The 13,243-nt window shown below is 47.8% G+C and carries 8 protein-coding genes; 5 read left to right on the forward strand and 3 right to left on the reverse strand.

All coding sequences use genetic code 11. The annotated features are described in order from the left end of the window. Position 1: 1 nt before the first annotated feature. Positions 2-1,819 (reverse strand): beta-glucuronidase, encoded by a 1,818-nt coding sequence (gene uidA, locus AC4OGX_RS18440; protein ID WP_493332155.1) that lies wholly within the window; start codon positions 1,817-1,819, stop codon positions 2-4. A 195-nt stretch (positions 1,820-2,014) separates the two neighbouring features. Here uidA and AC4OGX_RS18445 point away from each other — a divergent pair, with 195 nt between their 5' ends. Both AC4OGX_RS18445 and AC4OGX_RS18450 read left to right on the forward strand, forming a co-directional pair. Further along, positions 2,015-3,253, forward strand: a complete 1,239-nt coding sequence (locus AC4OGX_RS18445; protein WP_493332156.1) for a helix-turn-helix domain-containing protein — start codon at positions 2,015-2,017, stop codon at positions 3,251-3,253. A 126-nt stretch (positions 3,254-3,379) separates the two neighbouring features. Beyond that, positions 3,380-5,647, forward strand: a complete 2,268-nt coding sequence (locus tag AC4OGX_RS18450) for a glycoside hydrolase family 2 protein (protein ID WP_493332157.1) — start codon at positions 3,380-3,382, stop codon at positions 5,645-5,647. Between the two features lie 50 nt (positions 5,648-5,697). Here the strand turns inward: AC4OGX_RS18450 and AC4OGX_RS18455 are convergent, their stop codons facing one another. After that, a complete protein-coding gene (locus AC4OGX_RS18455; protein ID WP_493332158.1) occupies positions 5,698-7,437 on the reverse strand; it encodes an ABC transporter ATP-binding protein in 1,740 nt (579 codons plus the stop codon). A 1-nt stretch (position 7,438) separates the two neighbouring features. Next, positions 7,439-9,199 carry an ABC transporter ATP-binding protein gene (locus AC4OGX_RS18460; protein ID WP_493332159.1) on the reverse strand — a complete coding sequence of 587 codons (1,761 nt, stop codon included), beginning with the start codon at positions 9,197-9,199 and terminating at the stop codon, positions 7,439-7,441. 241 nt (positions 9,200-9,440) lie between these two features. Between AC4OGX_RS18460 and AC4OGX_RS18465 the strand changes: the two genes are divergently transcribed. Genes AC4OGX_RS18465 through AC4OGX_RS18475 form a run of 3 tightly spaced genes read left to right on the forward strand, consistent with a single transcriptional unit; the run spans position 9,441 to position 13,153 of the window. After that, entirely contained in the window at positions 9,441-10,142 is a 702-nt protein-coding gene (locus tag AC4OGX_RS18465) for an ABC transporter ATP-binding protein (RefSeq protein ID WP_493332160.1), read from the forward strand. Beyond that, positions 10,120-11,886 carry an efflux RND transporter periplasmic adaptor subunit gene (locus tag AC4OGX_RS18470; RefSeq protein WP_493332161.1) on the forward strand — a complete coding sequence of 589 codons (1,767 nt, stop codon included), beginning with the start codon at positions 10,120-10,122 and terminating at the stop codon, positions 11,884-11,886. The genes AC4OGX_RS18465 and AC4OGX_RS18470 overlap by 23 nt, the downstream gene beginning before the upstream one ends. Before the next feature lie 28 nt (positions 11,887-11,914). Further along, the gene (locus AC4OGX_RS18475) at positions 11,915-13,153 is read left to right on the forward strand and encodes an ABC transporter permease (RefSeq protein WP_493332162.1); all 1,239 of its coding nucleotides are present in this window, start codon (positions 11,915-11,917) and stop codon (positions 13,151-13,153) included. Positions 13,154-13,243 lie beyond the last annotated feature (90 nt).

Consider the following 13,243-nt stretch of genomic DNA (forward strand, 5'->3'; position numbering starts at 1 on the left):
ATTATCCTTTAAAATCAACCGGAAGGTTTTCCCAACGATCTTTCAGCTTATATGCGATATCTTTCGGCTGTCTCTGCCGTGTGAAGATTCCCTTCTTGTTGCCATTGACACGCATGATCCCCTCAGTTGTCTGGAAATCCGCAAAGTTCCAGACCTGCTCTCCTTTTACGAAATCAAAGGAATCAAATACCTCATGGGTCATTTTTAAATACTCATCCTGATACTCCTGACTCCACATCACGGATGGAAGCTTATGTTCAGAACCAAGTGTATCTGCACCGTACTCCGTAAAGATAAACGGTTTGTTCAGATTCATTGCTTTCCAGCCTTCCATCTCCTTGATCATCATTTCCCTTGCATCGATCATCTCATATCCGCCCTTTACATACCATCCGTAGTAGCGGTTCAATGCTACAATATCACTGAACTGGTGGCATTTGCAGACGCCCGGTACGGAATTCATGACCAGGGCAAAGGTTCTTGGACGCTTCTGGACATCCAGCTCATGAGCCTTATCAAACACTTCCTTGAAGTAAGGAACAGCTGCTTCGCTTGTTGTCTCCGGCTCATTTAAAAGGCTCCATGCAATGACGCTCGGATGATTCTTATCCCTTGCGATCATCTCCTCCACTGCCGAAAGATGGTTCTTAAGCAGGACAGGGGTCGTCTCCTTTTCAAAAAATGCAGTCTGTTTTCCGGTACTTGCTTCCATAAAATTCATCAGGCTCTCGAACAGTCCGACTGCCGGCACCTCATCGATGATCAGAAAGCCTTCGCGGTCTGCCATTTTATAAATCTCCTCACTGTATGGATAGTGTGAAGTTCTAAAGGAATTGGCTCCGATCCATTTCATCAGCTCGAAATCCCTCTTCATGACTCCGATGTTGAATCCGCGGCCTACGATATCACTGTCCTCATGCTTTCCAAACCCTTTCAGATAAACAGGCTTTCCATTCAAAAGGATGCTTGTATCCTTTACTTCTACCGTACGGATACCGATTTCTTCCTCGTATTCGTCCAGGATCTGGGTCCCATCCAGGATCCGCACCTGCATACGGTAAAGATAAGCATTGCGCACTTCCCACAGGTGTGCATCCTTTACTTCCAGGATTCCCTCTTTTCCCTGTGCACATGCAGCTACACAGCCATCCTCATCGATCAATTCCACTTCCACGTTATGCTCCCCTGTGGTCACGATCTTATATGAGACCTTTGCATCTTTTCCGCAAAGCTCATAATCCGTTGTGATGTCAAACACATACTCCTGTGGAACGGCTGTCAGATATACGCTTCTCTGAAGGCCTGAATAATTATAGAAATCAAAATATGGCTTTGCCATCTTCTTTCCATTGGATAAAGTAACGGTTGTTCCAACCGGGATATTTGTCACTCTTAATTCATTATTTACTTTTACCACAACTTTATTCGGCATATTGTAACGTACGATGTCTGTCACATCTGCTGAAAATGGAAGGAAACCACCTTCATGCTCTGTCACCTTCACTCCGTTTACAAAAACCTCCGCTCTGTGGGTAGCACATCCGAAACGCACGAATACCTTCATTCCTTCCCATTCGCCCGGGATGAACATCTCCTTCTCATACCAGAAATCTCCGGCATATTCGCGGATCTCCTTGTCAGTGTAAAAATCCTGGAAACTTGCAGGCACCGGAATCTGATCCGGCTTCGGCAGTCCTTCACACCATCCGGATGCAGAACCCTCTTCCTTCTCATCTAATTGGAAATTCCACATTCCATCCATGCACACGGCCCTTCTGGACCTGGTAGTTTTTGGATACAGCATTGAATACTCTAACATAATGATCTCCTCCTTCTTTGTACTGGCTATTTTAAAGATTTTTCTGATATACAGTGAGTATAATTTTTGTCAATATCCGTCTATTTTTTATCAGCTTTTGAAATAAGCTAAAAATCGTACGATAAAACCAGATAATATTACTATTAATGGTAAGACTAAATTGGTAGAATAGAATTAGTAAAAAGGAGGAATTCTATGCACTACGAATCAGAATTGAATTTTTTCAGGAAACTGTTGGAAAATTTTCATTTAACTAACAACGTACTTGATGTAAATGACCATTCTATTCCTGAATTTGATCTGGGGCTGAGGCGTCTGCTCTTCTCAGAGCCTGACTACACCCATCTTTTTCACGAACCATTGAAAGACAACAAGTCTAATACCGTTTACCGCGTTACCGATGAATATCTGTGCAGCTACATCTTTTTCCAGCTTCCGGATACACAATCGCGTTTTCTGATCATCGGGCCATATACCAATTCACAGCACCCTCTGCGTGTAGTCTCCAGCTGTGCAGAACGTCTTTTCATTCCTGCACGTCTGCTTCCACAGCTTGAAAAATTTTATACGGACCTGCCTTTTGTTCCGGATGAATCCACCCTGTTAGTGCTTGTCAATACATTTGGAGAGAAGATCTGGGGAAGCCTTGAAAATTTTTCATATGAAAGTACACAGCGCACCATCTCCCGTGACACTGAAGCACTTGCCATGCGTCCTGAAAGCTATGAACCCGAGGATGCCTTTTTGAGCATGCAGGTCTTGGAAGAGCGGTATGCCTCTGAAAACCGTATGATCCAGGCTGTCTCACAGGGACTGTTACACAAAGCCGAGATGATGGTAAGCAATTACTCTAACCAGGGGATCGAAGACCGTGTTGCAGATCCTGTGCGCAATATGAAAAATTATACCATCATCCTGAACACGCTGCTTAGAAAAGGTGCCGAGGCCGGAGCAGTGCATCCTCTGCACATTGACAGCTTGTCCACCAAATTTGCCAAGAAGATCGAACTGATCAATTCTGTGGAGGCGGGATATGCCCTGCAGCAGGAGATGGTGCGTAAATACTGCCTTCTCGTTAAAAATCATTCTATGAAGGGGTATTCCCTCCTGATTAGAAAAGTACTGACAAGGATCGATTATGACCTGACCGCAGACCTGAGCTTAAAAGCACAGGCAGACTTCTTAAATGTCACGGCGAGTTATCTTTCTACTTTATTTAAAAAGGAGACCGGTATGCCTCTGACGGAATTCGTGAACAGAAAACGGATCGAACATGCCGTATTCCTTTTAAATACGACCAAGATGCAGATTCAGACCATTGCCCAGTACTGCGGGATCCCGGACGTAAATTATTTTACAAAAACCTTTAAAAAGTATGTCCAGCAGACGCCAAAAGAATACCGCGAAAACCTGGTTCCATATTCCAACCAGTAGTTTTAACCGACAGGCTGATAAAATAGCGAAAAATTGTACGGTATTCTATAATAATTTTACTCACCGCTATTTACTTCAAATGTTAAAATGACACCATAAAATATGATGATAAATGGAGGCTTTCCTATGCGAAACGATTACAAATTAGAAAATAACTGGTTCTTTTCAAAAGGACCGAAGGAGCAGGTTCCAGTCTCCGTGGATGAAAGCTGGGAATCTGTGTCCCTGCCCCACTGCTGGAACCGTTATGACGGACAGGACGGAGGTGCTGACTACTACCGCGGTGTCTGCTGGTATGTAAAGAATCTGGAACTGCCGGTACTAAAGCCCGGCACACAGACTTATATAGAGATCCTTGCTGCTGCATCAGCCTGTGAGGCTTATGTAAACGGCCAGAAGGTCACTGCACACGAAGGCGGCTACAGCATTTTCCGCGCGAATATCACCACCTTCCTCAAGGCCTCTGGAAACGTCCTGTCTGTCATGGTGACGAACCAGCATCAGGATCAGATTTACCCGCAGATGGCAGACTTTACATTTTACGGCGGACTTTACCGCGGTGTAAATCTGATCACCGTTCCGGAAACTCACTTTGACCTGGATCACTACGGTTCCCAGGGAATCACGGTAACCTCAAAGATTACAGAGGAAAAGCAGGCAAAGGTGACTCTGCATGCTTATGTCACAGACCCCCAGGAAATGGATCAGGTAATTTTTACTATCTATGATCAGGAAAAAAATCCGATCGCTTCTGCCGCAAGACCAGCCCAAAAGGATACCACTGCCAAGCTTCTCCTTATGGAACCACATCTGTGGCAGGGAGTGAAAGATCCGTATCTCTACACAGTAGATGCTGTGCTGGTACGCCATAACGAGGTATTGGATGAAGTGAAGGTCAGACACGGTTTCCGCAGCTTTTCTGTGGACCCGCAGAAGGGCTTCTATTTGAACGGCATCCTAACCCCGCTGCGTGGTGTTTCCCGCCATCAGGACCGTCTGGACCTTGGCAATGCACTGACGTACAAGGAGCACTTAGAGGACGCACAGCTTATTAAGGAGCTGGGAGCAAATACGATCCGTCTGGCACATTACCAGCACAGCCAGGATTTCTATGACATATGCGATGAGATGGGCTTCATCATCTGGGCGGAGATCCCATTTATCTCCTCCATGAACCCGCTGCCTGCTGCGCATCAGAACTGCATCAGCCAGATGACCGAGTTGATCATGCAGAATTATAACCACAGCTGTATCTGCTTCTGGGGTATCTCAAACGAGATCACCATCGGAGAATCCAATCCGCAGCTTGTGAAAAACTTAAAAGAATTAAACCGGCTTGCCCATGAGCTTGACCCATCCAGACTGACAACCATGGCACAGGTTTCCGCTCTCCCAATGGAGGACGAGCAGAACCAGATCACCAGTGTAGTCAGCTATAATCACTACTTCGGATGGTACCAGGGCGTGCTTGAGGATAATGAGAAATGGCTGGATGCCTTCCATGCGATGCATCCTGACCGCGCACTCGGAATCTCCGAGTACGGCTGTGAGGGGATCATCACCTACCACAACGATACACCAAAAGGCGGGGATTACAGCGAAGAATACCAGGCTGCGTACCACGAGCACATGGCACAGGTTATTGATGAGCGTCCCTGGCTGTGGGCTACCCATATCTGGAACATGTTCGACTTTGGATGTGACGCCAGAGATGAGGGCGGCGTAGCCGGAAGAAATAATAAGGGGCTTATGACACTGGACCGCAAAATCAAGAAGGACAGCTTCTTCTTATATCAGGCATATTGGAGTGAGGCCCCGGTACTTCACATCTGCAGCAAACGCTACGCAAAGCGTGCCCAGGATAAGATCACAGTAAAGGTATACAGCAATCAGCCGGAGGTCTCCTTATATGTGGATGGCGTCTTTACTGAGAAAAAATCAGGAAACCGCGTGTTCGCATTCGAGAATGTAGAACTGAAAGACAGCTTTACCACCGTTACTGTAAAAGCCGGACAATATACTGATACAGCCTGCTTCGAGAAAGTGGCTGAGCCTTATGCTCCTTATGTGCTCATAGAAGACGAATCCAATACAGGAGTTACAAACTGGTTCGATAATGTAGATATGACCCAGTCCAGGCCGCTGACCTTCCACGAGGGGTATTTCTCCATTAAGGACCCGATGAACGACATCCTGAAAAATGATGAGGCCAGCACCGTGCTTGTAAATGCCATCAGCAGCCTGATGGGCATGAACCTCAAAAAATCTATGCTGGGAATCATGGGAACCCAGACCCTGGAAAGCCTTGGAAGTAAAATGCCATCGAAGGAAGGACTGAATGTGGAAGCAGTCATGTCCTATATCAACACAGAATTACAGAAGATCGCAAAATAGTACTGAAAAAACATCCCCCTGCCGCTGATCAGACCGGCAGGGGGATGTTTTTAATGTGCAAACTGGCTTTCGTACAGATTTTTGTAAAAACCGCCTTTTTGTAAAAGTTCTTCGTGGGTACCCTGTTCTATAATATTTCCTTCTTTCATGACTAAGATCACATCGGCCTGACGGATCGTAGACAGACGATGTGCCACAATGAAGCTGGTCCGTCCCTCCATCATTCTCTGGAAGGCTTCCTGGACTTTGATCTCAGTCCGGGTATCAATGGAAGAGGTCGCCTCGTCTAAGATCAGCATAGGGGGAAGATTCAGCATGACCCTGGCAATACACAGAAGCTGCTTCTGCCCCTGGGAGAGATTGCCTCCCTCCTCCTGGATCTGGGTGTCATATCCCAGCTTCATCCTCTTTATAAAGCTGTGGGCATGAGCCGCCTTGGCGGCAGCTATGATATCCTCCATCCGAGTATCCGGACGTCCGTATGCAATGTTTTCCGCAACTGTGCCAGATTTCAGCCAGGTATCCTGAAGGACCATGCCGTAATTAGCCCGCAGGCTGTCTCTGGTCACCTCACGGATGTCATGTCCGCTTAAGATGATCTGTCCTGCATCCACATCGTAAAAACGCATCAGAAGATTGATCAGGGTTGTCTTGCCGCATCCGGTCGGCCCAACGATCGCGATCTTCTGTCCGGGCTTGACATCTAACTTCAGGTTTGTCAGCAGCGGGACATCCTTTTTATAGGAGAAGGAGACATCCTTAAGTTCTAAGCTTCCGTCTGCCTGGGCCATGGAAACAGCGTCCTTTGAATCCGGGATCTCCGGTGTCTCCTCAATAAAGTCGAAAACACGCTTTGCACAGGCAAAGGCATTCTGCAGCTCCGTAACCACACTGGAAATCTCATTAAAGGGCTTTGTATATTGGTTTGCATAGCTCAAGAAGCAGGAGAGCTGTCCCACGGAGATCGCACCGCCCATGGCAGTAAACGCTCCCACGATCCCCACACCGGTGTAAACCAGACCGTTTACAAACCTGGTACACGGATTGGTGATGGAAGAAAAGAAGATCGCCTTAAGGCTGACCTTCTGGAGCTTCTGATTGATCTCATCAAAGCGCTCCAATGCACGGTCTGTGTATCCGAAGGCCTGGACCACCTTCTGGCTGCCCACCATCTCATCCACCAGAGAAGTCATCTCTGCCCGTGCCTCAGACTGCGCCCTAAACATGGTGTATGTCCTCTTGGCAATGAAACTGGCCACAAACAATGAGACAGGCGTGATCAATATGACCACAAGCGCGATCCTCACATTGATAGAAAGCATGAAGATCAGCGTTCCCAAAATCGTTACAACTCCTGTAAACAGCTGTGTGAATCCCATCAGCAGTCCGTCGGAAAACTGTTCCACATCTGTGATGATCCTGCTGATCGTCTCACCATACTGATGGCTGTCGATATATTTGAGCGGAAGGATCTGCAGCTGTGCAAAAGCACGCGTTCTGACATCCTTTACCACGCGGTAGGTAATGGTGTTATTACACAGGTTCATCAGCCACTGCGCCACACTCGTGATCAGGATGACTACCGCGAGGGTCTTTAAGATATTGAAAATAGAAGCAAAATCTACTTTTCCCCTTCCAAGCACATAGTCGATCGCATTTCCGGTCAGAATCGGGGCATATAAAGTCAGGGCCACCGAAATCACCGCAAATAAAAGTGACAGGATCAGGTAATGCATATACGGCCTGATCAAACGCAATATCTTTCTTGTTGTCTGGTCTTTTCCTGCCATCCTAACGCACCTCCTCTTTCGAAAGCTGGGAATAGCAGATTTCCTGATATACCCCGCAGGAAGCCATAAGCTCCTCATGCGTTCCAAAGCCTGCGATCCTGCCGTCTTCCAGTACGATGATCTTATCTGCATACATGATGGAGGCTGCTCTCTGGGATACGATAAATACCGTCATGCCCGGTGTATCCTCCAGAAGCGCCCTCCTAAGCCTTGAATCTGTGGCAAAATCCAGGGCGGAAGCGCTGTCGTCCAGAATCAATATCTGAGGCCTGCGCACCAGTGCCCTGGCGATCGTAAGACGCTGCTTTTGTCCGCCGGAAAGATTTTTCCCGCCTTCACTGACCATGGTATAAAGACCTTCTGGTTTTGATTCTACGATTTCCAGTGCCTGTGCGGTTTTCAGGGCACTTCTGATCTCTTCATCCGTGGCCCCCTCTTTTCCCATCTGCATATTATCACGGATAGTACCGTGGAACAAAACAGCCTTTTGCGGAACTACTCCCGCTTTATCACGCAGTTCATCTAATTTCCATTTTCTTACGTCGATCCCATTGACAAGAACCTGTCCTTCGTTCACATCGTAAAATCTGGGGATCAGATTCACCAGGGAGCTCTTGCCGCAACCGGTACTTCCGATGATCCCGATAGTCTCCCCTTCTGCCGCGGTAAATGTAATATCAGACAGGGCAGGCACCTTGCTGCCTTGATAGTAAAAGGTAACGTTCCTCATCTCAACACGCGGCACATTGGACTGCTCCCTGTCATGCTCGTCCGGATGCAGACTTCCCCCTTCTTGTGCTCCTTCACCGTCCCTGATTCCCGGCTCCAGTGCAAAGACCTCATTGATCCGGCCCGCAGATGCCACTGCCTTTGTAAAGGACACGATCAGATTTGCCAGCGCAACCAATGCCAGAAGGATCTGGGACATATAATTCACGAGTGCGATCACCTCACCCTGGGTGATACGCCCCGTATTTACCGCACTGCCCCCATACCAGACTACTGCGATGATCCCCAGATTGACAAGGACGTAGGTCAGAGGATTTAACAATGCGGAAATCTTGCCTACCAGCTGCTGGAAACGCATTAAATTGGTACTCTTCTCTTCGAATTCCGCCTTCTCCCGTTTCTGTGTCCGAAACGCCCGGATGACACGGATCCCCGCCAGGTTCTCCCGCGTAGACAAAAGAACCTCGTCCAGGCTTTTCTGAACCTTCTTATATAAAGGGATGGTCAGCATCATGATCCCGTAGATCACGACCGCCAGAAGCGGTACTGTGATCAGGAAGATCACCGCTGTCTTTACATCGATCGTAAAGGCCATGATCATGGCTCCCACAACAATAAACGGTGAGCGCAGGAATAACCTCAGCACCAGATTCACCCCGGACTGCACCTGATTGATATCGCTGGTCATGCGTACCACAAGCGTAGAACTTCCCGCTTTGTCGATCTCTGCGTAGGACAATGCCCCGATATGCTGAAAAAGTGCATGACGCAGCCCCGTTCCGAAGCCCACTGCCGCCTTTGCCGCAAAATACTGTGCAAGCAGGGAACAGCTCAGCCCCAATACTCCGAAAGCAACCAACACAGCCCCCATCTTCCATATATAAGGGACATCCTGGTACTTGATGCCTACATCAATGATCTGTGCCATGATCAAAGGCACGATCAATTCAAACGTCGCCTCCAAAAGTTTGAACAGCGGCCCGATCACGCTTTCCTTTTTATATCCGCTCAAAAACGGTAGTAATTTTCTCAATTTTATTCCCTCCATATGCCGCAATACATTTTAATATTGTAGCAGAGGTTTTCCAAACTGTAAACGCCCTACGTGCCTTGAAATTCTCTGCACTGAATTTCTTACTAATAAAGTATTGACATTTTACCCTTACAGGAATATTGTATTAGTTAAGTAATACAAAGTGTTTTTCATGAATGTTTACTTACCAAGAGTGTTCTCATAACAGGAATGCTTTACTAAAACAAACGGAGGGATTTTTATGGAACCACTCATTAAAGTTGAGAACATACATAAGATCTACAATCCCGGTGAGAATGAGGTCCGCGCACTGGACGGTATTGACCTTGAGATCCAAAAAGGGGAATTCGTAGCGATCATCGGGCACTCAGGCTCCGGAAAGTCTACGCTGATGAACATGCTCGGATGTCTGGATGTTCCAACCTCAGGGAATTATTTTCTGAATGGGCATGATGTCTCCAGACTCACCGACAATCAGCTGTCGGACATACGGAATAAGGAGATCGGGTTTATCTTCCAGGGCTTTAACCTGATCGCAAATCTGGACGCTGTGGAGAATGTAGAGCTTCCGCTGATCTACCGTGGACTGGGCCGGCAAAAAAGACGCAGGATCGCCGTTGAGGCCTTGAAAAAGGTGGGACTTGGAAGCCGAATGAAGCATAAGCCCAATGAGCTTTCCGGGGGCCAGCAGCAGAGGGTCGCCGTGGCACGGGCAATTGCGGCACAGCCGCCCATCATCCTTGCTGATGAGCCCACCGGTAACCTGGACACCAAATCCACTACCGAGATCATGGAGATTTTGAAAGGACTGCATAAGGGCGGACGCACCGTCATCATTATCACCCATGATGACGATATCGCCAAACAGGTCAACCGGGTCGTCCGGATCATAGACGGCCGGATCGAGGATGATTATCTGAATGAAGAAAGGGAGGGAGCATGATATGTTTTCCAAAAAGAAAAAGCAGCAGGAAGAGATTTTAGACACAATTGACACAGATGCAGCCGGGGATGACCAGTCTTTTGAGCTGGAAGACGAAACCGCCCAGAAGCCGCCGAAGAAGAAGCTTCCGGGATGGGTGATCATACCAATCGTAGCTGTTTTCGCCGGTATCGTCGTATTAGCTTCCCAGCTTTCCAAGGGTGGAAGTAAATCCCAGAGCACGACACTCCAAGTCACTGCAGTGTCCAACGGGAATATCAAAGAGGTATACAACGCAAGCGGTAAGATAGAGAGCGAAAATACCAAGACATACTACTCTCCTGTCACCGCACCGATCTCCAAATGCAACGCAGTTGTCGGCAATCCAGTAAAGGCGGGAGACGTCCTGATCTCCTTCGACACTACAAATCTGGAGCGTGATAACCAGCAGGCACAGCTGAATCTCCAGTCAAGCCTGAACAGCTCTAAAGCTGCCATCGCTAAGAACGCCCAGGCCATCGATGCCGCAAATGCAGCATCTGCACAGGCGGCAGAGCAGGCCAATAAGCTGGCAGACAAGGTCAATGAGCTGGCCGCACAGATGGAAGCGGCAAAAGCAAAAATGGACAGCGAATCACAGGCCGCACAGGCGGTGATACAGGCCAACCAGGAAGAGCGGGAAAAGCTTCAGGCCCAGATCGACCAGTACAATGCACAGATGACAGAGCAGAAAAACCTGATGGATTCACTGGCGATCAAGTTAGAGGCCCTGGGTGAAAAGGCGGCGGTCATCGAAGCCAAGGATGAGAGCAGCCGTACACCAGAAGAACAGTCCCTGCTGGATACATACAATGATACCAATGAAGCTTATAAAGCTGCCCAGGATGCCTATACCCAGGCAGAAGCAGACTTAAATAAAACGACTGAGCAGCAGAACCAGATCGTTGACCCTGAGATCACAGATGCAGGCTATGCCGAACTCAGTGCCAAATATGATGCTGCCTATGCCGAATGGGAAGCCGCCTACAACGCTGCAGCAGCCCCAACCCCTGACACGGGGATGACTTCCGCTGAAAGAGCTAACCTGGATATCAGCGACAATCTTGCTGAGCTTTCTGCTCTGACCCCGGCGGAATTGGTTGCCAAAGGAAAAGAAGGAATGAAGGCAGATATGGATGGCGTTGTCGCATCTGTTGATGTACTCCAGTCCAATGCTGCCACACAGGGAATGGCAATGTTCACCATTGCCAGTACAGAAAAGGTCCGTGTAAAGATCGAAGTTTCTCCTGATGACTACGATAAGATGAAGGTCGGCAGCAAGGCCACGATCACTGTAGGAGATTATAAATATCAAGGTACTTTAAAGAAGGTCAATAAGATCGCCATTGAAAATGCGAAGGGAAATCCTGTCATCGGTGCCGAGATCCATATTGACAATCCGGATGAAAATCTCTGCATCGGTGCAACTGCCAAGATCTCTATGACCGTCTCAGAAGCCAGGGATGTGCTTGTTGTTCCAACAGAGGTCATCAATACTTCCTCCGAAGGTGATTTTGTTTATGTGATCGAAAACGGCACTGTTGTAAAGAAGCCGGTTGAACTTGGAACTGCCTCAACAACACAGATCGAAGTCAAAAGCGGTTTGAAAAAAGGCGAGAAAGTGGTCAATGACCTGAATGTAGATATCAAAGAGGGTATGAAAGCCGTTGCCGCAGAGAAAAAGAATCCTGATGCGGATACAGCCGCAGACACCGTAAAGGAATAGCCTGAAGTGAAAGAAAAGAGGACATAAAATGGGACAATTTTTAGAATATGTAAAAATGGCTCTTGATAATATCCGTTCCAATAAAGGCCGCTCCTTTTTAACAATGCTGGGGATCATCATAGGGATCACCTCTGTTGTCACGATCGTTTCCATCGGTAATGGCTTGAAAAAGGACGTTGTAGATGCCTCCAATGAGCAGAATAATACCGTGACCGTGCAGGTCAATACAGAGGAGGTCTCTGACCCAAACTCCATCACAGGAGATGATATTGCATTTTTAAAGACCTCACTCAGCGATTCTGTACAGAGCGTATCTGCCACCACAACGACCGTCGCTTCAATCACAACGCGTAAGGGTAAGTTTGACGCTTATGTCTTACTTACTACTCCGGATTATGAAAACGCACAGTATACGGAGCCTCTGGTTAAAGGGAAATATTTTACAGACAGCGATGTGGCAAATGGAAGTATGGTCTGTGTAATCAACGAGCTGACTGCACTTTATCTGTTTGGAAATACGGATGTCATCGGAATGAGCATTGAACTGCAGGTTGACAGCAGTATCCAAAATGTGCTGATCGCAGGCGTACGGAATACCAGCGAGGAAATGATGGAGGCAGAGAAGCAGTACCTTGCTATGGGAATGGATAAAAGTATCAGCCTGGAAATGCCTTATACCGCATCCAATACATTTGGCAATCCGGTCGAAGGCTTCCCTGCTGTATCCATTACGGCAAAGGATAAAGACCAGGCCTCAAGAGTCGCCAAAAGCGCCGTACAGATCTTGAATTCAAGACACCAGAACCTGGGAGATACACCATTTATTCAGCAGAAGCCTATGGATCTTTCAGATATGTTTGGTTCCATTATGGACGGCGTCACAGCTTTCGTGGCACTGGTTGCAGGGATCTCCCTGATCGTAGGAGGAATCGGAGTCATGAACATCATGCTTGTATCTGTGACGGAGCGCACAAGGGAGATCGGTATCCGCAAGGCGCTGGGAGCCAAGACGGGTTCTATCATCGCCCAGTTCTTGTGTGAGTCCGCAATCATTTCCGGCATGGGCGGCGTCATCGGGATCATTCTGGGAGCCGCGCTCACCGCGTTGATCTCAGCACTGGGCATCGGAGGGATCAAGGCACAGCTTTCCTTCCCTGCGATCCTGATCGCTACGATTTTTTCCTGCAGCGTGGGAATCATATTTGGGATCTATCCGGCCAGAAAAGCTGCCCGGCTTAGTCCGATCGAGGCACTCAGGCGGATGTAAAGTTCCCTGCCCGCTTAAAGGGCTTGTATGCAGCAGAACATATAAGAAACGTCACATCTGAGGAGCGAAACCTAAAAGGAACTAAAAATA

This window comes from Faecalicatena sp. (genome assembly GCF_058819085.1).